23 protein-coding genes are annotated in these 22,993 nt (G+C 38.7%); 5 read left to right on the forward strand and 18 right to left on the reverse strand.

Translation table 11 applies throughout. The features are described from left to right. Window positions 1–435: an ACT domain-containing protein gene (locus tag FC27_RS01850; protein WP_010624036.1), complete on the forward strand. Its 435-nt coding sequence runs from the start codon at window positions 1–3 to the stop codon at window positions 433–435. Window positions 436–529: 94 nt separating this feature from the next. On the opposite strand, the gene FC27_RS11735 is transcribed toward FC27_RS01850, so the two are convergent. Next, a complete protein-coding gene (locus FC27_RS11735; RefSeq protein ID WP_155802086.1) occupies window positions 530–682 on the reverse strand; it encodes a hypothetical protein in 153 nt (50 codons plus the stop codon). Between the two features lie 145 nt (window positions 683–827). On the opposite strand from FC27_RS11735, the gene FC27_RS01855 reads away from it, so the two are divergent. Beyond that, a complete protein-coding gene (locus tag FC27_RS01855; protein WP_010624037.1) occupies window positions 828–1,991 on the forward strand; it encodes a cation:proton antiporter in 1,164 nt (387 codons plus the stop codon). Window positions 1,992–2,060: 69 nt separating this feature from the next. Here FC27_RS01855 and FC27_RS01860 read toward each other — a convergent pair whose 3' ends face one another. Further along, window positions 2,061–2,708: a DNA-3-methyladenine glycosylase family protein gene (locus tag FC27_RS01860; protein WP_010624038.1), complete on the reverse strand. Its 648-nt coding sequence runs from the start codon at window positions 2,706–2,708 to the stop codon at window positions 2,061–2,063. A gap of 107 nt (window positions 2,709–2,815) precedes the next feature. On the opposite strand from FC27_RS01860, the gene FC27_RS01865 reads away from it, so the two are divergent. Beyond that, a complete protein-coding gene (locus FC27_RS01865) occupies window positions 2,816–3,787 on the forward strand; it encodes a DMT family transporter (protein ID WP_010624039.1) in 972 nt (323 codons plus the stop codon). Between the two features lie 74 nt (window positions 3,788–3,861). On the opposite strand, the gene FC27_RS01870 is transcribed toward FC27_RS01865, so the two are convergent. The 4 genes from FC27_RS01870 to FC27_RS01885 all read right to left on the reverse strand — a co-directional run bounded on the left by FC27_RS01870 (window position 3,862) and on the right by FC27_RS01885 (window position 8,535). Further along, on the reverse strand, window positions 3,862–4,551 hold the full coding sequence (locus FC27_RS01870; RefSeq protein ID WP_010624040.1) for a GntR family transcriptional regulator: 690 nt from the start codon (window positions 4,549–4,551) through the stop codon (window positions 3,862–3,864). 115 nt (window positions 4,552–4,666) lie between these two features. Then, a complete protein-coding gene (locus FC27_RS01875) occupies window positions 4,667–5,389 on the reverse strand; it encodes a DPBB and LysM peptidoglycan-binding domain-containing protein (RefSeq protein ID WP_420805441.1) in 723 nt (240 codons plus the stop codon). Between the two features lie 302 nt (window positions 5,390–5,691). Continuing rightward, window positions 5,692–6,399 (reverse strand): hypothetical protein, encoded by a 708-nt coding sequence (locus FC27_RS01880; RefSeq protein WP_010624042.1) that lies wholly within the window; start codon window positions 6,397–6,399, stop codon window positions 5,692–5,694. Between the two features lie 150 nt (window positions 6,400–6,549). Then, window positions 6,550–8,535: a PTS sugar transporter subunit IIABC gene (locus FC27_RS01885; RefSeq protein WP_010624043.1), complete on the reverse strand. Its 1,986-nt coding sequence runs from the start codon at window positions 8,533–8,535 to the stop codon at window positions 6,550–6,552. A gap of 234 nt (window positions 8,536–8,769) precedes the next feature. On the opposite strand from FC27_RS01885, the gene FC27_RS01890 reads away from it, so the two are divergent. Next, window positions 8,770–11,481, forward strand: coding sequence for a glycoside hydrolase family 65 protein (locus FC27_RS01890; protein WP_010624044.1), 2,712 nt, complete (start codon window positions 8,770–8,772; stop codon window positions 11,479–11,481). Between the two features lie 111 nt (window positions 11,482–11,592). Here the strand turns inward: FC27_RS01890 and FC27_RS01895 are convergent, their stop codons facing one another. After that, window positions 11,593–12,381 carry a Cof-type HAD-IIB family hydrolase gene (locus tag FC27_RS01895; protein ID WP_010624045.1) on the reverse strand — a complete coding sequence of 263 codons (789 nt, stop codon included), beginning with the start codon at window positions 12,379–12,381 and terminating at the stop codon, window positions 11,593–11,595. Between the two features lie 269 nt (window positions 12,382–12,650). On the opposite strand from FC27_RS01895, the gene FC27_RS01900 reads away from it, so the two are divergent. Then, window positions 12,651–14,027 carry an MATE family efflux transporter gene (locus FC27_RS01900; protein WP_010624046.1) on the forward strand — a complete coding sequence of 459 codons (1,377 nt, stop codon included), beginning with the start codon at window positions 12,651–12,653 and terminating at the stop codon, window positions 14,025–14,027. A gap of 98 nt (window positions 14,028–14,125) precedes the next feature. On the opposite strand, the gene FC27_RS01905 is transcribed toward FC27_RS01900, so the two are convergent. From FC27_RS01905 to hemC, 11 genes are all read right to left on the reverse strand, one after another. Continuing rightward, window positions 14,126–15,160 (reverse strand): alpha/beta hydrolase fold domain-containing protein, encoded by a 1,035-nt coding sequence (locus tag FC27_RS01905; RefSeq protein ID WP_010624047.1) that lies wholly within the window; start codon window positions 15,158–15,160, stop codon window positions 14,126–14,128. A gap of 151 nt (window positions 15,161–15,311) precedes the next feature. Continuing rightward, window positions 15,312–15,881, reverse strand: coding sequence for a cob(I)yrinic acid a,c-diamide adenosyltransferase (locus FC27_RS01910; protein ID WP_010624048.1), 570 nt, complete (start codon window positions 15,879–15,881; stop codon window positions 15,312–15,314). An 18-nt stretch (window positions 15,882–15,899) separates the two neighbouring features. Further along, the gene (locus tag FC27_RS01915; protein WP_010624049.1) at window positions 15,900–16,343 is read right to left on the reverse strand and encodes a flavodoxin; all 444 of its coding nucleotides are present in this window, start codon (window positions 16,341–16,343) and stop codon (window positions 15,900–15,902) included. 2 nt (window positions 16,344–16,345) lie between these two features. Beyond that, window positions 16,346–17,041 carry a uroporphyrinogen-III synthase gene (locus FC27_RS01920; RefSeq protein WP_010624050.1) on the reverse strand — a complete coding sequence of 232 codons (696 nt, stop codon included), beginning with the start codon at window positions 17,039–17,041 and terminating at the stop codon, window positions 16,346–16,348. Window positions 17,042–17,045: 4 nt separating this feature from the next. Continuing rightward, a complete protein-coding gene (locus tag FC27_RS01925; RefSeq protein WP_010624051.1) occupies window positions 17,046–17,648 on the reverse strand; it encodes a histidine phosphatase family protein in 603 nt (200 codons plus the stop codon). Continuing rightward, entirely contained in the window at window positions 17,645–18,388 is a 744-nt protein-coding gene (cobS, locus tag FC27_RS01930; protein WP_010624052.1) for an adenosylcobinamide-GDP ribazoletransferase, read from the reverse strand. Before cobS ends, FC27_RS01925 begins: the two co-directional genes overlap by 4 nt. Before the next feature lie 23 nt (window positions 18,389–18,411). Then, window positions 18,412–19,002 carry a bifunctional adenosylcobinamide kinase/adenosylcobinamide-phosphate guanylyltransferase gene (gene cobU, locus FC27_RS01935; RefSeq protein WP_010624053.1) on the reverse strand — a complete coding sequence of 197 codons (591 nt, stop codon included), beginning with the start codon at window positions 19,000–19,002 and terminating at the stop codon, window positions 18,412–18,414. Window positions 19,003–19,005: 3 nt separating this feature from the next. Beyond that, window positions 19,006–19,752, reverse strand: a complete 747-nt coding sequence (locus FC27_RS01940; RefSeq protein ID WP_010624054.1) for a hypothetical protein — start codon at window positions 19,750–19,752, stop codon at window positions 19,006–19,008. A gap of 8 nt (window positions 19,753–19,760) precedes the next feature. After that, window positions 19,761–21,050 (reverse strand): glutamate-1-semialdehyde 2,1-aminomutase, encoded by a 1,290-nt coding sequence (hemL, locus tag FC27_RS01945; protein WP_056938060.1) that lies wholly within the window; start codon window positions 21,048–21,050, stop codon window positions 19,761–19,763. 15 nt (window positions 21,051–21,065) lie between these two features. Then, a complete protein-coding gene (gene hemB / locus FC27_RS01950; protein WP_010624056.1) occupies window positions 21,066–22,049 on the reverse strand; it encodes a porphobilinogen synthase in 984 nt (327 codons plus the stop codon). Beyond that, window positions 22,042–22,986 carry a hydroxymethylbilane synthase gene (hemC, locus tag FC27_RS01955; protein WP_056938061.1) on the reverse strand — a complete coding sequence of 315 codons (945 nt, stop codon included), beginning with the start codon at window positions 22,984–22,986 and terminating at the stop codon, window positions 22,042–22,044. Before hemC ends, hemB begins: the two co-directional genes overlap by 8 nt. Window positions 22,987–22,993: the final 7 nt, after the last annotated feature.

Here is a 22,993-nt window from a genome sequence, read left to right on the forward strand (position 1 = left end):
GTGGAAAAATACTATATTGTTGATGGCTCAATTTTGCCTGAGTCATTTGATAAGGTCATTAAAGCCCGAAAGTTAATTGAAAGTGGCAAAATACATCAAGTCAGCGAAGCTGTTAAAAAAGTTGGTATCAGTCGGGGGACTTATTACAAATATAAAGACCTAGTCTTCCTACCTGAAGAAAACATGACGACGCGCAAAGCTTTGATTTCATTAATGCTAGAACATGAGCAAGGCTTATTATCGAAAGTGCTAGTCTTGTTATCTGATTCCAATGCTAGCGTCTTGACCATCAATCAAAATATCCCCATCCACGACTTAGCTAGTGTAGTGATTTCTTTTGATATCAGTAATCTCACTGGCACGATCGATGAACTGCTCGACAAATTAAATCATTTTGAAGGCATCAGTGGTGTCCAACTGATCTCGATCGAATAAAATAAAAGGTAAGTATCCCAAGCTTCGAAGCTTGGGATACTTACCTTTTTGTTTTCCTACTAATATTGCATGTATCTTTATCATAATTTTATGGTTATTTGGGCCAAGCAATATACATTGCTAAGATAACACCGAACATCCCCACTCCATAACAAATTCGTGAGACTGAACTACTTTTAATATGGGTCCCTGAAACTAGAAAAACTAGTCCAACCAAAAATGCTACGATCATGAAAATGAAATCCATTCGATGCCTCCATTCTGTATCCAGTTAATAGAGTAACTTTAACGGATAAATGTGACATTTGTTTGAATATCATATGTATTTTTAATGTTTGTTTGGTTATTTCTCTAAATTGAGATATTATTAACTTGATTTGGGGGAGATATAAATGGCTCAATTTTCGTTATTAATTACTTTATTCGTGGCGTTAGCTACGCCATTGATCCTTGGACGTTTAAATATTCAACGAATCCCCAGCGCAGTTTCAGAGATCGTTATGGGTATTATTATCGGCCAAACTGGATTCAATATTGTACAACCAGATATGACTTTAAAATATCTGGCCAATTTAGGTGTTATCATGCTGATTTTTCTTGGAGGAATGGAAATAAACTTTTCACTCTTCAAACCAAAAGAAGTAAAATCCAAAGATGCACCACCGTTATTGATGGCAACGTTTGGATTTATCTCAATACTGATTTTGTCACTGATTTTAAGTGCAATTCTCTATTTCACTGGGATATTTGATAACTTTATCTTAGCAACAATCTTATTCTGTACGATTGCCATGGGTGTCCTGATATCCCTGCTGAAGGAATCGGGACTGCTTGATCGCGAATATGGTCAAACGATATTGTTGACGGCTGTCTTAGGAGAATTTATTCCCTTATTGGCTTTAACAATTTATTCAGCTATCCAACAAAAAAATTATATTTCAGCCTTTGGACTACCGGTGATCTTCCTGATAGCGATCATCCTCTTGCAACGGTTCAAACAAGTCTTTCATTTCTTTGATGAAATCGATAAGTCCACCACTCAATTGGACATTCGACTAGCTTTCTTCTTGATTTTTGTCTTAGTCACCTTTGCCGAACAAATCGGTGCCGAAAGCATCTTAGGAGCTTTCTTAGCTGGTGCGGTCATGAAACTGCTGCAACCAAAGGAAGAAACACAAGAAAGATTGACTTCGATGGGTTACGGTTTTTTCATCCCGATTTTCTTCATCGTTACTGGGGTAAATCTTAACCTGCGAACCTTATTTGCTGATCCTAAAGCATTAGTGCTGATCCCAGTATTTTTGATAGCCTTTTTCCTTTCCAAAGCCGTCATCTACTTTGTCTTCAAACCACGCTTTGGCAAACGTCTAGCAACTGCCGCAACAGTCTTGACTGCCACGACCATCACTTTAGTCCTACCAATTTTGGAAGTTGGTAAAAGTCTAAAATTGGTCAATACAACTCAGTCAGGTGCGATCACCTTAGCAGCTATCATCACTTGCTTAGTTTGCCCAACGGTATTTAATAAAATTTTAGACAGCAAACGAGCTTCATAGATTGAATAATTTTTGATCGTACCGATAACCACCAGTGGTTATCGGTATTTTATTTTGTCATTAGACGTCTTATTTGAATAAATGAAAAGGATTTTTAGTTAGTCCTTTATCTAGTGCGACATACAAAAATCTGGCAGCAATCGATTCATATGGATGCCACTTACGGCATTTCTTGATGACGCTTTGTTTGTGATAATCTTTTGTCTTATGGATCCAACCATATCCTTGCAGAAAGGCAATATCTTCATATGGCAAAACATCTTCTCGATTCAAGCAGAAGATCAAATACATTTTTGCCGACCAATCACCGATTCCTTTAACTGTTTTTAAGCCTGCCATGATATCATCATTACTGATATCCGGATATTGATCGAAGTTGATTTGACCATGTTTCACCGCCTGAGTCAAATTTCGAATATATTGGACTTTCGAATGTGAAATGCCGATACTTAAGATTTCTTGATCAGACAATTTATCGATACTTTCAATCGTAATGTCAGCTTGGCATAATTTTTTTAAACGATCGTACAGAATATCAGCAACCTTGTTGTTCAACATTTGGCCAATGATCTGACTGATCAAAAAGGCATAACCATCACTGATCGGTCGGTATTCGATTGGTCCGACCAACTGAATAGCCTTAGCTAAATGTTTATCGCGTTTTAGTAAATACTTAACTTGTGGTGAATCATTATTTAAAAATATTTTTTTAGCCACTGATATTCCTTTTTCCAAGACTGCGTTACACTGAAGGTGTTAGAAAAGTTCGTAATGGTGTATACGATATACATCATTAGCTATATATTCAAACGGGGTGATGCCTAATGAATGATAAGCTCTACGATCCACAACCATCCGCTATGAAGGCGCGCAACCGCGGTTACTTGCTTTCCATCGGTAGTCAAATACTTTGGGGCACTGCAGGAAATGTGGCACAATATTTATTCACTAACACCCACATTACCGTCAACTGGATCATTAGTTTTCGAATGATGATCGCCGGTTTGATCCTTTTAGCTTTCACTAGTTTGACCCATGGTTTCCACTACACTTTTGCAATTTGGCATGGATTTAAAAGTTCTATTTCCCTACTAGCGTTCAGTATCCTAGCGATGCTAGGAATCCAATTGACCTATTTTATGACGATCAAATACAGTAATGCCGCGACTGCAACTATTTTACAATTTACCTCTCCGGTGATTTTAATTACTTATGTCGCTTTGAAACGTAAAAAAATGCCTTCAATAGTCGAAGGATGGACAGTCGCCTTTGCTGTTGTCGGAACTATTCTCTTGATCACTCAAGGTGATTTTTCGACATTAAGCGTTCCACTGCCAGCAATCGTCTGGGGCATCTTATTAGCAGTTTCTGATTGTCTCTATATCCTGATGCCTCTCAAACTACTGCATAATTATGGCACTCTACCGGTAGTCGCTTGGTCATTTTTTGTTGGTGGGTTGATTATGAACTGTATTCAGCCTATTTGGGTCGGCTTCCCACCAATCAATTGGACCACTTTTTGGATCCTATTCTTCATGGTCGTACCAGCTACTGCCTTTGCCTATTTGATGGAACTACAGAGTATCCCACTTTTACCCCCAGTTACCATCTCGTTGCTTCAATCAGGTGAGCCGATTTCAGCAACTCTAATAGCCGTTCTCTTTATGGGTGTAAGTTTTAACTGGATCGGTACCTTAGGGATCATTTTAGTCATTTCGACTGTCTTTATCCAATCAATTCCATATAGAAAAAAGCAATCATTCAAGTATCACAAACGTATCCATTTTAAATTATAAAAATAAAGCCGATAGCTTGGTAAATATAGCTATCGGCTTTTCGGATTTTTCATACTGTATACAATATGCATTTCTCATTCTTCGGTTAGCATCGACTGCAAACTTTTAAGTTTACGCATCGTCATCAACCAATCTTTGGTCATGGCGGAACTAGCTTTAGGTGAATTTTGTTCGGCTAAAGATTTCAATAACAAATCATGTGGCTCGATCACATTTTTAAAATTAATTTTAGCTTCTCGTAATTTTTTCAGCAGATCAAGTTCATAACGCATGATATGGCCAAACAATAAATTAGAAAATTGTTGTTCATATTTATTTCCAGCAATCTCTAAAATGGCTTGATGAAAATTTCTATCGCTTTCAATCATTTTGACAAAATTTGTTGAATTAACATTAGCTCGATATTTTTTTTCAAGATTAGCAAGTTTTTTCAAATCAGTCTCATCTAATTCAGAAGCAGCTTGATTGGCTGCCAAACCTTCGATAACTGCCATTGGTTCATACAAATTAGCAATATCATCATCATTCAATGGCGCCACGCGGGTCACTTTACCAGCTTCCATGACGACAAAACCATCCTCATTCAAGCGCAATAAGGCTTCTCTGATTGGTGTTCGACTGACATCGATTGATTTTGCCAGTTCGACTTCGGCTAGTTTCTCTTGTGGCATCAAAGTCCCCTCAATAATCCACTTTTTTATCTGTTGATAGGCACGATCTTTTGCAGTTTGTTTTTCAAATGGCTTGGATGTTGGTATTGGCATTTTTATCTCCCCTTATATGGTCAGTGCATACAGTATATCATTCGAGCAATATTTAGAAAAGATAAAATCAAGACACAAAAAAAGTCTTTCATATATGAAAGACTTTAAAGTATTATTATCCAACAACTTCAACAGTAGCGTTAGTAACACCATATGAAGGGATACTTGAACTTGGCATAGCCATATCTAATTGATATGGGTTACTGTATGCAAAGTAACCTGTATCATTTACAGTACGGTAGTAAACTGTTCCATCTGATAATGTGATCTTAAGTTGTGTTCCCTTAGGGAAGATTGATAAGTTGGCAGCAACACCAGAGTAACCCATGTTTGAACCAAGTACGGCTGGATCGTAGAAACTGATCTTGAATGTACCAGCTGATCTACCTGTTGTACTTGTTTGTGTTTGTGTACTTTGGGCTGGAGCTTGTGTTTGAGTTTGTGTTTGTGCTTGTTCTTGAACTGGTTGTGTTTCTTGGGCTGGTTGTTCTTGAACTGGTTGTGTTTCTTGGGCTGGTTGTTCTTGAACTGGTTGTGTTTCTTGGGCTGGTTGTTCTTGAACTGGTTGTTGTTCTTCTTGAACTGGTTGAGCTTGTGTTGCTTGAACATTTTGTTCAACAGCAGTTGTAGTTGGAATAGTTACGATATCGCCAGGGAAGATGAGGTCAAATCCCCCAACCTCACGACCATTAGCTTGTTCTAATTCAGCAATTGAAATACCATTTGCTGCGGCGATACTCTTGTATGTGTCACCTGCAACGACAGACACGTGGCTGTCGTCTACAACAGTAGCAGCCTGAGAATTACTTGCCTTGATTCCAAAGGCTGTCAATGCCATTGCACTAACAAATGCGAGTGATAATACTTTTTTCATAAAATATAAACATCCTTACTTTTTTTAAGTTTAGCTCTCTTTGCTATGAGAAGAACTATAACAGGTCAATGTTACATAAACAGGCAATATTTATTACAAAATCCTATTATTATGTAACTTTAGTAATATTGTCGTAATCTAAAAATTTCAAAGACTGTCATATCAACGATTAGGCCACTAACAATTTTTTATAATTATGAAAATATATAAAAAAAATACCTTAATGAAAAGGTATTTACAAGTTCAGAACAAGTTTTGATTAAAAATCAATGACGTGGGTAAAATCTCGCTAACTCATATGTCATATGAATCAACTCATAAGAATGTGGGTTTTGAAGATTACTGAAATCAAATCCTCCTTGATTTAGCTTCAACAGTTCAAGGACATCTTGAAAGGCTCTGGCAACTAGAAAATAATAGTTATTTACAGCAGGTGTGAAAATGATTGTTAAGGGATTACGGGTAAACTTAGGTGCACTCATAGGTTCTTTGACCAAAGTCTTAACGAATTCATCATCATCTTGATTCCAATCCAATATCCCGAAATCACTGGGCTTGATCTCGCCAGTAAATCCTACACCATGAGCTAACGCAATATCCAATAGCCAAATCATTTTACCTGGTAGGACCATTTTTTGGCCTAAAGCCGCCGCCAAATAAAGTGCCCCGACATAAGGAACGTTACCAGAATTATCACGAGAATCCAAATCATCCATAATTGAGAAAGCATGACCTAAATAAATATTTTTGCTAGTTTGATCAGCCACTAATTGATCTAAAGTCTGCTGTTCAAAGGTCTCGATCATCCCATGTTCGACCCATTCGCGTGTTTTCTGATTTTCTTTACCTGTCATACTTAGCAATAAAGCATCCTTATCTTGCTTGATCAAGTCTAAAACTTGTTGAGCATTATCAGTCCAAGGAATTGCTAGTTCATCTTTTTTCATCACTGAATAATAAGTTGTCTGTTTCATATGATCACTTCACCCACTAATTAACTCTTACTTACAATATAGACCCTACAGAGTACTCTAATGCAAGTGATTTTTCAAAAAATAACCAATAAAAAATGCAAATCTACTATAATAGTAAATTTGCATTTCATCATATTAAGATATAGAAATTTATTTAACAGCTGGAGCACGACTTCCTAATCTTACTTTTTCAACTGTATGTACCTTTTGATCAAGATCAGATTCTTTGAATCCGAAGAAGTATGTACATGTAAAGGCAACAATCAAAGCTGCAGCTGAAGCAATTAGATAGCCGGTGAAGCTGGCATCGATACCTTTAGGATTAATGAAGGATGCAAAACCGATAAATGAACCGGCAAAGCCCCACATATCAACGTGGAACAATCCTGTTAGGAATCCACCAACAGCACCACCAATATTGGCTGTCCAGAAAACACGTCCGTATTTCAAGTTAATACCATACATAGCCGGCTCTGTAATACCAGAGAAAGCTGAAAGTGTAGCGGCACCAGCAATTTGTTTGATTGCTGGATTTTTCTTAGTCTTCAGAAAGACTGCTAATACAGCAGCACCTTGGGCGACCATGGTAGCAGAAACGATCGCATTCAATGCACTGTGACCAGTTGTAGCAATTTGGTTGGCAACGACCGGAATAACCGCCCAATGCAAACCAAAGATAACCAAGCATTGATAAAATCCACCAATGACCAATCCCGATAATGCCGGACTGAATTTCAGTAAAGCAACGATTCCACTAGCAAGTAATGAACTGAGGAATGTGATGATCGGTCCCACGATAACTAAAATCACGGCACTGACTACGAAAACTTCGACTAACGGTGAAACGATCATTCTAATCGAAGCATTGATGTGTTTCTTTAACCAAGGTTCAATTTCTGCAGCCAACCAAGCAGCGGCAATCATAGGGAAAATTGAATACGTGTAATTGGCAACATGGATCGGAATACCTAAGAAACTAGCATTGATATTCATTTGACTACTTGCGGTCTTGGTTGCTAATTGTACTAGGGTTGGATAGGCCAACACACCACCGACGACCGCAACGATGATCTGATTAGCACCGAGCCGACGGGCAGCTGTGAACCCTACCAAGATCGGTAGGAAGTAGAAGACTGAATCACCCATCGCATAAATCACCATGTATGTATCACTTGAAGTCGATAAAACATGGAAGGAAACAAATAGAGAAACTAGACCTTTCAAGATACCGGCGGCAGCCAACAATCCAATAACAGGCATCATACTAGCAGTAATGACACCAATCAAGGAACTAAAGTAAAATTTAGTTTTTGGCCATACGCCCTTTGGAGCCTTACGTTTTGGTGCTTTTGGTGCAGCATCGCCATCGCCACCAAATCCAGATCCTAAGACCTTAACGACAGCATCAAAGGCTTCTTCGACTTTCGGTCCAATAACGACTTGATATTGACCTCCAGCTTTAGCTACTTCCAAGACACCATTCAAATTTTCAATGGCCTCATCATTAGCCTTTTTTTCATCTTTCAAATAGAAACGCACCCGTGTGATACAGTGAATCACACTGTCAACGTTTTCGGCACCACCAATATTTTTAACGATGTCTTTGGCTAAATCATCAAAATTAACTTTACCACTGGTAGTTTTATGAGCATTTTCATTTTGCTCACCTTCTGCCAGCAATTTGACGACTGCTCCATCAGTCCCGGCCTTGTGGTCACCCACATTGGCAATAACTGAACTGACCATTTTAGCTGTATTAGTGATAGCGATGATAATATCAGTTGCTTTGCCAGCTTCTTCGACTGCTTTGAAATCCATCGTGGCAATTTTTTGTCCGGCATGCACTACATCGCCTTCAGAAACGTCGATCTCGAATGGTGTCCCATTCAATTCAACTGTATCAACACCCATATGGATCAAGACTTCTAATCCATTATCAGCAGCGATACCAATTGCGTGTTTAGTCGGTGCGACCAACATTATTTTTCCTGTCAATGGAGCTTCGATGACATCGTCATTCGGGATAACGCCAAATCCATCACCCATGGCTTTTTCAGAAAACATCGGGTCATGAACTTTCGTGATGTCAAGGATATGACCACTTGCAGGAGAAAGCAATGTTTCTTCATTCTTCATTTATAACACCCCCAGCTTCGGATTAAGAACGAGTTAAGTATATCGTTTACATGTTTTATTTTATATCATTGCAATTATTTTATTTATCAGATTACGAAAGTATTTTTTTGAAAATTAGGAAATATTTCACTATTGATTGATATATGTTTTAATTAAGAGATTTTTTTGTAAAAAATGATATAAAATTGCTTATTTTTCGACATAACTTTACACTAATAATAGGAGGCAAAAAATATGAAACCGCTGTATCTAACTGTTACGGACAAGCATATACGCTATTCTTATGAGGATTCAGATGATAGGTCAACTATTGATAAGGTTTACAATATCAATGCCAAAAAAACTTTAGGAGATAATTTAGATAACTTTAAATTAAAACTTCCCAACGACTTTGATGTCGTAGTGATCCTTAATCCAATCGATGTTGAATTAAGAGACACAATCGTCAGTTGTGGTAATCAACCAATTGATATGGGTCTCACGATGGAAAACCTACTACACACCCCCACAGTCGGCGTCCACGATGTTGCCCGCCTAGGCTTAAAACAAGCTGCTTCAGCAGAAAGCGAGCATGCAGGTTGGCATTTAGAGTATTATGGCTCTTATTCAGGCAAACGCCAATACGGTCAAGAATCATTACAAACCATCGGGAATGGTTACTTTGGTCTACGTGGCTCTTATGTTGAAGCTAAGGCTGGCGATGACTATTACCCTGGTACTTATGTTGCCGGAGTTTTTAATCAACTAACTACCAATATCAATAATCGTGATATTGTGAATGAGGATTTGGTTAATTTACCAAATGCACAATATATGACTTTCAGTATCGATGATGGTGATGTCTTCAAAATGACACCCGAAATGATCGATAACGTTTATCGTTCACTGGATATGCGTACTGGAGTCTTTACGATCACCATGATACTTTCACTACCAAACGGTAAACGTTTGAAGGTGATCACTAAAAAAGTTGCTGATATGAAAAATTATCATAACTATTCACTGCAATATACTGTTCAACCGTTGAACTTCTCTGGAGATATGAGGATCTTTTCAGAGATTGATGGATCAGTAACTAATACTAATGTTGAAAGATATCGCTCTTTTAACGGTAAACACTTAGTCGTTGACAATACTAAAGTCGATGGTGATCGAGCTATTTTATTGGCTCATACCAAACATTCTGGTGTCAATATTGCCGTGGGGACACGGATCCAATGTCCAAACATTGTTGACTCAGAATTGACTTCGAACCGTTTCCAGGAGCGGATCAGTCAAGCTATTGCTTTTCATGTCGTCGAAGGACGGACTTATACCGTAGAAAAAACTGTCAGCATTTATACTTCTTTAGAGACAAATTCTGACTTGGAATTTGCTGTCAACGATCACGCATATCACAAAAATTTTGCTGATGCCGTCGCTAATTCAATGCGTAGTTGGCAACAGATCTGGAGTAATGAAGATATTCAATTGAGTGGCGATATTACAGCTCAAAAACTACTTCGTTTGAATGAATTCCACGCCACTGTTTCGGCTCAACAACATGTCAATCAAGACCTTGATGCGTCTGTTGGCGCACGTGGACTTCACGGTGAAGCCTATCGTGGTCACATTTTCTGGGATGAATTGTTCATCCTACCTTATTACACGATGCATTATCCACAATTAGCTAAGGCCTTATTGATGTACCGCTATAACCGTTTGCCAGCCGCCAAAAAGTACGCTGAAGCTAACGGATATAAAGGTGCTATGTATCCTTGGCAAAGTGGTATGTATGGTGATGAGCAGTCACAATCACTACACTTAAACCCCATCACCAATCAATGGGATCCTGACAACTCTCGCAAGCAACGTCATGTTTCTTTAGCCATCGCCTATAACGTTTGGAATTATTACAATATGACCGAAGATGACGACTTCATTAAAAATTACGGCCTAGAAATGTTGCTCAATATTGCTAAGCTGTGGATCAGTAAGGCTGAATATGATCCTGAAACGAAGAAATACTCGATCAACGATGTCATGGGCCCCGATGAATTCCATGAGGGCTATCCTGATCGTAAAGAATCTGGTTTGGATAATAATGCTTACACTAATATCATGACTAGCTGGCTCTTTAGCAAAGTCGATTTCTTGATTCAAAAAGAACCAGAAAAAGTAGTCAATGACAATTACCAACGGGCAGACTTCACTGATGACAATCTCAATGACATGAGAAATATCGGAAAAGATTTGAAGCTTGAATTCAATCAGGATGGTATCTTAGGTCAATTTGAGGGTTACTTCAAACTCAAGGATATTGATTTTGATTACTACAGACGTCAATACGGCGATATCTCACGGATGGACCGAATCTTGAAATCCGAAGGTGACTCCCCTGACCAATATCAACTTGCCAAGCAAGCTGATGCTCTGATGGCTTTGTATCCTTTGAAGGAGTCTACCTTTATGAATATTTTGGCCGATATGGGTTATCAAATCGATGATCCACAAAAATTCATCAAGGACAATGTAAACTACTATTTACAAAGAACAACTCATGGTTCGACTTTGTCGCGGATTGTTTACTCGATGTTAGCTCTCAAAGTTAACGACACTGAATTATCTTGGAAATTATTCTATGAAGCTCTGACAAGTGATTACTATGATATTCAAGGTGGTACGACTGCTGAAGGTATACACCTAGGTGTTATGGGAGCTACCTTAAATGTGGTTACATCCTACTTTGCTGGAGTGGACTTCCGGGGTGAGGAATTGTCGATCGATCCACACTTCCCTGAGTCATGGAATACTTTGACCTTCAACTTGGTCTTTAAGAATGCTCATTATTATTTCACAGTTTCGAAAGATTCAGTTACCGTTAAAGCTGACCATGCCACAGATTTATCATTTAGAGGTAAGCAAATTACGCTTAATGAAAACGAAGAAAAAACTATTAATTACTAAAACAAAAAAAGATCTAATTAATTCGAAATTGAATTAATTAGATCTTTTCTGCTTTAGGCCTTTACATTTTTTTAGTATGATGATATCTTAATCATTCGCATTTTTGGAAAACTAAATTAATCGCAGGTCTCGTAATTCATAATAAATCCCACTATGATTGTTGTCTTCTTTAGTAATATACTTAGCGTTTTGTTTGGCAACTGACAAACCATTGACCATGGCAATCGGATTATCCACTTTTTTAAACATTGGGATATCGTTATTACCATCACCGAAGGCATAAGTTGGAACACCAGTTAACCCAGCTCGTTGGATCAAACTAGTTATCCCTCCAGCTTTAGAAACACCCTTTAACACGACATCCAATCCCCGTGGATTATTGCGATAAAATGTCAGCGTACTACCAAATATCTCTTCATATTTTGCTTGATGGTCATCTTCGCCGACTGGTGTGTAAACAAATGAGAAATTGATTGTATTTTCTTTATAAAAGTCAGGATCAATAATCTTTTCCAAGCGTAGAGCCTTATAATTATCAGTAACCAATTGATTGTCACCAGTAACTGCACAACCTACGTTATTATAAAATGCCACTTCTTCATTAAAGTGACTGGCAAAGTCAACTAAATCTTTGTTGACGCTTATTGGTATTTCTTGAACATCAATTGCTTTATTTTCGAACACTACATAACTACCATTGGCAGTGATGAAAGAATCGAATTTACCTTCTTTGATCAAATTGGCGATCTCAAACTCATTTCTTCCGGTTGCAATAACTGGTAAAATATCGTTCTCACGTAAAAGATCTAACGCTAATAAGTTTCGGTCTGAAACGTGTTTATCGTCATCAAACAAAGTCCCATCTAAATCGAAGAAGACAACTCCCTTATAGCTTTTCATTATGTCATCCCTTTCTGATCAGGTTAGATGAACTTTACAGATAAAAGTTTAAAATTCAATACTCACTTCTGTGTATGTTTTAGCATGAAAGCCTAACTTTTTCACTCTAAACGCTCAATCTAAGCTTTTCAGATATATTTCTGAAAACCTGCAGAAAATTTGCAGTTTTTATACTATCTAGCTTTAATTTTATAATTCAATGCATTTTTCATCAAGTTTATTTAATTTAGTGTTAACATGTTTTAAATAATTTGAAGGGGGGTTATTTGATGATCGATTTAACAAATGGCAGACCAATGAAGGTTATTTTCCTATATACTATCCCACTCTTATTGGGGAACTTTTTCCAACAATTTTATAGTTTTATTGACACATTGATTGTTGGGAGGACCGTTGGTGTTGATGCTCTAGCCAGTGTTGGTGCTACGGGTGGACTAACTGCCTTGATCATTGGTTTTGCCCAAGGTATAACTAGTGGACTGGCGATTCTGACCGCGAAAAATTACGGTGCAGGCGACTATGAGGGTGTCCGGAAGAGTTTTGCTTCAGGGATCATAATTTCTTTAGCTATCACAGTAGTATTTACTATTATTGCAGTTATCATCGCTTATCCATTACTAGTTATCATGCAAACTCCAAAGGAACTGTTGCATGACGCCTTTATTTTCCTAGAAATTATTTTTGCTGGTATTTTCTCATTCGTCGGATTTGACTTTCTGGCAAATACCATGCGGTCTCTAGGTAACACCAGAGTTCCATTATTTTTCTTAATCGTAAGCACTGTCTTAAATATTATGTTGGAACTAATTTTTATTTTAGTATTTCATATGGGCGTAGCTGGTGCTGGTTTAGCCACCATTACTGCTCAAACAATTACCTTCGTGACCCTTTACATTTATATTCGGATCAACATCCCATATCTGATTTTAAGTAAAAGCGATTTTAGGATCGATAAAGCTGAGATCAAAGAATTGTTAGGCATTAGTATGCCAATGGGCTTCCAGTCATCGATCATCGCTATCGGTTCGATTATCCTTCAATTCATGCTCAATACCTTAGGCGCCAACGCCGTTGCTGCCTATACTGTTGCAGGAAGAATCGAACAGATTGCCACCTTACCTGCCATGAGCTTTGGTATTTCTCTAGTAAATTACACTGCTCAAAACTTAGGGGCTGAAAAATTCCATCGGATCCTCAAAGGTGTTAAAGAGGGTATCATCTTGTCAGTTGGATCCAGTGCAACAATTGGTATCTTGCTAGTCTTCTTCGGGAAAAATATTTCCCAATTATTCATGAGTGGATATCAACCAAAAATCCTCGACTTGATTCAACTTTATTACTATTTCAACGGAACGATGTATTTCGTCCTTTCAATTCTCTTCATCGTTCGCTATACCTTGCAAGGATTGGGTAATCAAAAAGCCCCAACCATCGCCGGTGTTGCCGAACTACTAATGCGTGTCTTCGTTAGTGTCGTTCTGATCAAAGCCTTTGGTTTCTTAGGGGCAGCCATGGCCAATCCACTAGCCTGGATCGGATCAACGCTAGTTTTGATTGGTACTTGGAATTTGACAATCAAAGAACTTCGTAAGAAGAGAAACCAACTTCATGAACGGGTCGAAGAAATTGAATCTGACAAAGATTAACTTAACTATTTACCACTACAACATTGTAGTGGTATTTTTTTAATCTAAAATATAACAAAAGAGCCTTAGAAATTCACTAAGGCCCTGCTTGTCAAAAATTAAAGATGCAAACCAGCTTCACGGATCGAGTCTTCACTAGCGGCCACCTGCCCTAGAAAATTCAAGAAGGCATGTCCTAGCCCCCCATAGCGAATGAAATTGACCTCACCACAAGCAGTGCCAACCTCTTGTGCAAAGGCTTCTGCTTGAAATCTGAAGGGATCAAACTCACCGATTAAGATGGTTACTTTCTTAAACCAAGTTGGGTCAGCATAGAGTGGCGAAATAATTGGTGAAGTAAGATCGACATTCTCGCCAGAAGTATAATATTTCGTCATGATTCGATCCAATTGTCTAAATTGTTGATAATTAGCGTGCAAGACCGGTCGTTCATCAGGTCTGATAGGAACTTTTTTATCATCCAAGATTGGTCCAAGAAGATTGGAACCATGGATAACTGTTGGGTAAAACAGCAAATGATTCGTGATTTTAGATACTCCCAATTGTTGAGCCAATTGACTGACCCCCAATGCGATCGAAGCCCCAGCTGAATCACCCGCTAAGATCAACTCTTCATGATTTCGACTAGCCATCAACACTACCGATAAACAATCCAAAACCGAGGCTGGATATGGATTTTCCGGACATAAACGATAATCAACACTATAAATTATCCCGGAAAATTCTTGAGCCAAGCGAGTCAATGGCTCCAACGTTTCATTAGCACTACCGGCGTAGTATGCACCACCATGCATGTAGATCAATGCTTTTTGATCAGTTGCCTCACGGGAAAAAATTTTTAAGTAAGGAACTGCTTGACTCATTTCAGTCGACATATAATGCTCAATCTTCACATTTGGGTAATCCGCTTCGTTAAATTCAGGTTTGTCGCCACTTCTTAATTCAAAAAGATCATCCGTAATTGTCGGATCATCAACTAATTTTTTTAAATGATTTAAAATAATTGGGTCATAAGTATGTGGATCCAAGCGATCTTTAACGATCATTTTGACACCATCAATGTGTGGGATATCGACAGGACCGACTTGTTGAAGTCGGTGTAATTCCAATGCGTAGTCATTTGCCAACATCATAAAATTATCTCCTTTGACCGTTGTTTTCTTTATCTAATTTACGTCTCAATTATATAAAGATTGTGGGAGTTAAATTTTCTAACAATTTAAAAAATAATTTATAAAAAATGAGTGCAAAAAAAGCTGACTCGAATATGAGTCAGCTTTATCTTTATCTAAATACAGGTTTACTATTACGATATTGAATATCTTCCACGCCATCAAGTACATTGGCATATCTTGCTGCAGCAAAGAAGTAATCAGAAAGACGGTTGATGAATTTCAACACATAGTCGTTGATTGGTTCATCTTGAACCAAGGAAACGATTTGTCTTTCAGCTCTTCGAGTAACTGTCCGAGCATAATGCAATGAAGCAGCTGTCTTTGATCCACCAGGCAAAATAAATTTTTGTGTCTTAGGGACTTTAGCAGTGTATTCATCAATTTTCTTTTCCAACCAATCAACATACTTATAGTCTTCGGTAAAAATAAATTCATGTTTGGTATCATCTTGGGCAATTGCCAAGTCAGTTCCACAATCAAATAATAATTGTTGGATTTCTGTCAATTCATCAGCCAATACTTTAGTTTTATCACTTAGATCAGCAATCAAAACACCAACTAATGAGTTAAGTTCATCAACGGAACCATAGGCTGTAACACGTTTATCAGACTTGTATAAAACATTGTTACCAATAATCCTTGTCTTACCTTTATCACCAGTTCTAGTATAAATTTTCATATTTTTTCCTCTCAATTGTTAAAATTTGTTGGAAATATTCTCTGCAACTTTAGCAATATTCATAATATCATATTCATCTGGTTCCAGTTCAATTTTAAGACAATTAGTAATTAATTTTGCTCCGGTCAATTCAAATTGAGCAGCAAATTTATCGACGGCCACATTATAAAATTTTCCATAATAAGTATCACCTGAGCCTAAAACTGTGTAATATTTTCCACTCAGATCGGTATCGCCGAGATCTTCATAAAAGTCCATTCCCTCTTCAGGCAAGGCACCTTCATCATAGGTGTAAACGCAGACGATGGCAACATCGTAATCAAGAAAGTCCTCTGGGTCAGTTTGACTCATTTCAGTTTCGGTTACTTCTAAACCCAATTTATCCAATTGATCAGCCAGGATATCAGCCATCATTTGATTATTTCCGGTGATCGTCGCATAAACGATTAATGCATTTGCCATCTTTATTGCTCCCTCGTCATTTTTAGGATTACTTGTTTTAAAACATTTCGGGCATGAACAGGTGCATAGGTGTCAAAACCTAATTCCGTCATGATCCGCTGAGTCGTGTGACCCAAAGTATAATATTTAGTCGTCATAAATTGACTAGGAATGATCTCCATGATCTCCTCTAGTCGATAAAAAGCCGACGGACTAGTCACTAAAACCTTGGTAAAGTCTAAACCGGCCATTTTTCTGATTGCTTCATCACGATCAGTACCAGTCCAAACATTTTTATAAACTGTAATATTATCCACTTGAGCGTTCAATGGCAAGTCGCTGGCCAAATTACCTTTTAAAAAGACCACCTTCTGGTCCGCTGTAAAGATCTGGTTCAACTGCTCAACCAAAGATTGACGATTTTCAATCTTCGAAACGATCAAGTTAGTAAATTTAAAGCTTCTCAATAAACTAGCCGCTTTCGGACTGATCACAGCAATTCGCTTATTGGTAGATATATCGGATTTGACCAAAGCTTGGATCGCCAACATGCTAGTAACGACCAAGCAATCAGCATCGGCAACCTTTTGATAGATTGCCTGATTGAAATCAAGATACTCGATCCGTTTCAATGGCAAAAAAAGCGGACGCCTTTTATCGAGGCCCGCTAACATTTCTTCACTGAATTTATCTTCTGGATATGTAATTAAAATTGCCATGCTATCACCTGACATTTCTCTTTTCTAAATGAAAATCATCTTGATCATCACTAATAAATTCCGTATAAGTACCAGCATCAAAATGAATATCCCAAAAAGTCTGTGAATCATGCAATAAATATTGATCGACCACTCTTAAGGTGCCCAAATGAGCAACTACTAGGATGTTTTCTTGATGCTTAAACTCACCAGTTTGAATAATCTTGTCGATTGCCGTTTGAACTCGCTGTGCAAACGGATAATAACCTTCAGCTTCTGGTGGCACGTAATCAAAAGGCTGATCTAACCATTTTTGCCATTCGACTGGATATTGAGCTTGAATTTCGTCAGCATCTAAAGCTTCCCACTTACCAAAGCCTTTTTCATCTAATCCAGGCATTTTTTTGATAGTCAGAGTATCTTTAACGCAGGCAAAAGCTGTCTGGTAGGTCCGATACAAGCCACTGCAGTAAACAGCGTCAAACTTGAGATGGTGCCCTGCAAAAGCTGCCGCTAGCTCCTTTGCCTGTTTTTCACCAGTCGAATTTAAAACACAGTCATTTGAGCCATAAAACTTTCTTTCGACGTTTAACTGGGTCTGCCCGTGGCGAGCTAAAAATAATCTCATAATTTGACCACAGCCGCAAAAACGATCAAAAAGACGACTTGGCAAATACTGGCATATGCACCTAGTGTATCACCAGTAAAGCCACCTAATTGATGATTGATCCATTTTTTATATACCAGCACGAACAATGCTGCCGCTAGATAGGCAATCAATCCACGGTAACCAACACCTAAAAAGATGACGATGATGGAAACCACTTGGCTGATGATGGCACGCCAAGGTTCAATCTGACCCCAGCTTTTCAACAATCCCTTTTCTTTTTGTGAATTGGTGATCCGTAAAAAGACCAAGGCGACACCAGTTTTAGTATTCATGATAGTGATTGCTGCCAAGAAGACGTTAGTCCAAAGCGACAAATGACTGCTGACATAAAAAGTTGTCCCAATCATTAAAACATAATAATAAATCAGCGCTAAAGCACCCATAGTACCGAGGCGACTATCTTTCATGATCTGATACATTTTATCTTTATCACGTGAACTGAACAGACCATCGGCTGTATCAGCTAAGGCATCCAAATGAAAACCCCCGGTGATCATCCCATCGATGACCAATAAGAAGATCCAACAAAGCCAGGTTGGAAAAAGGAAACTCAAGCCATAAAAGCACAAAGCTTCGATAGCTCCTAATAGCAATCCGAACAACGTCAAATACTGAATACCTTGATTGAACTTCTCTTGTGGCTTATCGATCGGTATCGGGATCGGGACTCTTGTAAAAAATTGTCCATATAAAATCATTGACGTTATCACATTGACACCTTCTACTTAATTTTTTGTGAGATACCGCTAATTACGAACCAAACTTGGTCACTGCGGTGTGCGATCAATTTATTGGCCGAACCATAAATATCACGTAAGACCCGCGACAACTTGGTAGCTGGGACGATACCCAAACCAACTTCATTAGTCACGATGACCAGTTTCTTTTCTCGTCGGCTGGCCACTGCCAATAAATGGCTCCACTGTTGAATGATCAAACTAGTGACTTCATCTATCTGTGAACTAGTCATCTGCTCGACGAATTGATCAAAAGACTGGTCAGTATCTTTGATCTGATGATTGACCCAATCAAAGAATAAATTGGTAATCATATTCGTCGCATCATCCAAAAGAAAATATTGGTCTGATGAACGATTCAAAAAACCAGCTAAGTCCTGATATCTTTCCTCAGTTGACCATTGGCTCGATCGTCTTTGTTGATGTTTGTTGATGCGGTCCGTCATTTCAGCATCCGAACGATCGACCATCCCCGTAGCGATGTAACAAACGGACTGGTCGCGCGAATATAAATTCTCGGCAAATTCTGATTTTCCACTGCGTGAACCACCAGTGACCATAATTAAATGTTCCATAGCTTACTTCCCTAATCGTGCTATCCATTTTAAATCAGGATATTTTTGTAAAAATTGATGTTTCATTGAATTTTCAACAGCAACCAATAATACTGTCGATGGTCCGGCTGTCTGTTTGATCTCCAAGTCATCTATTTGTTGAGACAGCTCTAAATTCAAATTATGTGTTTTAGCAAGGACCCCAAGTTCATAACTAACACCCTTGGAGCCGACCGGGATCATGTCAGAAACAAGTGGATCTTTTCGCAGTTCAATCACTTGTTTGACGGAAAAAATTTTCGAGAAATTATCCAAGACGGCTTGGCCCATGTAAGGTACACCTAATTGAAAAATTGCCAAGTCTGATCTTTCATTCGTCAAATCAACTTTTTTGGGACTACGCCCGATCACAGTAATACCAACAGTGGTCATTTCCGTATTGAGATTGTCTTCAGTGCTGCCGTTGATCGGGACATTCGAATACCCCATTTCTTTAAGATCACTTTTCATTTGTGCAATGACTTTTAATCCGGTTGGGTCATATTCCACGCTCAATGTATCGATCACATTGATCGGAGTCGCGCCATAACTGATCAGTTCAAGCATGGCAGTCCGTAAAGTCAGAGACACTGATATCTCTGGTGAACATTTAACTAAATCATATTTACGGTCTCCAAAACCAGCACTGACGTCACAACTAACTACCAAGTCTTCTGTCTGACTGATTGGAGTAATTGTTAAATCTCGAAATTGATGACTATTGTTGTCCATACTCTCTCCTATTTTTCAACATTGGCGAAGGCGTCACTGAAGACTTCGATTGTCTTGTCGATATCGGCGTCTGTGTGCTTAGTTGAAATAAAACTTGTTTCATATGGTGATGGTGCTAAATAAATGCCTCGTTGGATGACATATTGGAAAAATCTAGTGAAGTAATCTTTATCGGATTTTTGAACGTCAGCAAAGTTTTCAACTGGTCCTTTATTAAAGAAGTAGCCCCACATTGTTCCGCGATGACGAATCGTGAATGTAACGCCATTCTTATCGGCAGCAGCTTGTAATGCTGTACATAGGCGGTCCAATTTGGCTGACATTTGATCGTATGTTTCTTGATTCAATTGTTCAAGTGTCTTGATACCAGCCATCATGGCTAGGGGATTTCCGGACAATGTCCCGGCATGATAGACCTTACCATCAGGAGTGATATTCTTCATGATCTCACGTTTGCCACCAAAGGTACCGACTGGTAGGCCGCCACCGATAACTTTTCCTAGAGTAGTTAGATCAGGCTTGATGTCATAAAGATGTTGAGCACCACGCATATCACATCTGAAGCCACTCATAACCTCATCAAAGATCAAAACTGAACCATATTTAGTCGTTAAATCACGTAAAGTTTGTAAGAAAGATTTTTTAGCGGGGACAAAGCCCATATTTCCAGCTACAGGTTCAACAATGACCCCGGCAATCTCATCACCGTGACGTTTGAACAAATCAGTGATTGCTGCTTCATCATTGTATGGAACTGTCAATGTTTCTAAGGCAACATTCTTTGGCACACCAGGTGATGTGTTGATATCAAAGGTGGCTAAGCCTGAACCTGCATCGACTAATAGAGAGTCTGAATGACCATGATAGCAACCGATGAATTTGACGATCTTATCGCGTTTTGTATAGCCACGAGCCAAACGTACGGCACTCATAGTTGCTTCAGTCCCAGAAGAGACCATCCGCATCATTTCCATGGATGGGACAAATTTTTGAACTAATTCAGCAATTTTATTTTCAAGTAAGGTTGGGGCACCAAAACTGGTCCCCTTGTCGATCGTATCTTTTAAGGCTTTGATAACTTCATCGTCAGCATGTCCTAAGATCAGTGGTCCCCAAGATAGGACATAATCGATGTAGGCATTACCATCAATATCATAGAGATTTTGATTTTTGCCTCGTTCGATGAAGATCGGTGTCATATCAACATTTTTATAAGCTCTAACTGGACTGTTGACACCACCAGGCATTAATTTGACTGCTTCTTTATATGCAGCAATCGATTTTTCAAAACTAATCATTATTATCCCCCAAAATTATTTCTGATTATCTAAATAGTTAGCAAAGTCTTTCGCAAAGTATGTGATGATCAAATCTGCACCGGCACGTTTCATACTTGTCAGCGTTTCATAAACGACTTTTGTTTCATCGATCCAACCATTTTGAGCTGCGACTTTGACCATGGAATATTCACCAGAAACGTTATAAGCAACTAGTGGTAAAGTGGTTTGGTTCTTAACATCGCGCATGACATCCAAAAAGGCCATCGAAGGTTTGACCATGACAAAATCAGCACCTTCATTTTCATCACTGATTGTTTCTCTCATGGCATCCAAACGATTAGCAGGATCCATTTGATAAGTCTTTCTGTCACCAAATTTAGGTGATGAATTAGCAGCGTCACGGAATGGGCCATAGAAACTTGAAGCATATTTAACTGCATAAGACATGATCGGCACATTGACTAATTTTTCATTATCAAGACCCTCACGAATAGCAGCTACGTAACCGTCCATCGCATTAGATGGTGCAATGATATCTGCACCGGCTTTAGCTTGGCTAACAGCAGTTTTAGAAATGTACTCTAAAGATTCATCATTTTGAACATAACCATCACGCACAATTCCACAGTGACCAGTTGAAGTATATTCACACATACAGCAGTCAGCAATAACAATCAAATCCGGATAATTTTTCTTGATCAGACGAGTAGCTTGTTGAACGATACCATCATCACTCCAGGCACCCGTTCCAACATCATCTTTGTCTTCATCCTTAGGCAAACCAAACAAAATGATGGCTTTGATCCCGTCATCAACAATTTCCTTGATTTCTTCTAAAATGGTATCCATACCAAAGTGGTAAACACCTGGCATCGACTTGATCTCAGTCTTACCATTCAATCCATCTTCAATAAAGACTGGTTGAATCAAATCAGTTTTCAAAACATGTGTCTCTCTCACTAGATCACGCATAGCAGCGCTAGTTCTAAGACGACGGTGACGATCAAATTTAATCATTAGTATTACTTCCTTCTATTTCTTCAATAATTTTATTTGCTCCGGCATTCAACAATTGCGAAGCAACCTCATTCCCCAAATTACCAGCCGAATCAACTGCTTGGCTAACAGTCTTTTCATACCAATCCTGCCCATCATAAGATGAGATCATGGCATGCAAAGTCACCGTTGAACCATCGACATGGGCATAACTTCCTACTGGGAAATTACAACTTCCGCCGAAGGCAGCCAACAATTGAAGTTCAAGTCTGACGGAGACTCTAGTATCCTGATCGTCGATCGAATGAATAATTCCATTGATATAATCATCATCAGCTCGACTCTCTAAAGCAAGAGCCCCTTGTCCGGATGCTGGCAAGATCTGATCACTTAAACTAAAACGGTAATAATCACCAGTATCAGCATTGAGACGTTTCAATCCGGATTCGGCGACCATGATACCGAACAAATTCAAGTCAGCAATTTTTCTGATCCGTGTATCTAAATTACCTCTGATCGGTACAACTTCAATGTCAGGTCTTAAATGATGCAACTGGGCTGTCCGACGGATACTGCTGGTACCGATCTTAGCTCCCTTGGGAAGATCTGCTAGATCATTCAGCGGTTTAACTGTGATCAAGCAATCAAAGGCTGAAGCCCTCTTTGGTATCCCAGACAAAACAAGGCCAGTTGGCGTTTGTGGCAAGAGGTCTTTTAAACTATGGACAGCAATATCGATTTTCCCATCCAGTAGCGACTGTTCAATTTCTTTGACGAATAAACCCTTTCCACCAATCATTTTGATATCAGTGGAGTGATTAGTGTCACCTTCAGTAGTGATATAACAAAGTTCAAACTGCTTATCGGGATATTTTTCCTGAAGCATTTGAATCGCTAATTCAGTCTGGCAAACGGCTAATTTACTTTTACGCGTGCCGACTTTAATGGTTTTTTCCAAGATGTCC

Origin of the sequence: Companilactobacillus versmoldensis DSM 14857 = KCTC 3814 (assembly GCF_001434295.1) — a bacterium.
Classification (GTDB): Bacteria; Bacillota; Bacilli; order Lactobacillales; family Lactobacillaceae; genus Companilactobacillus; species Companilactobacillus versmoldensis.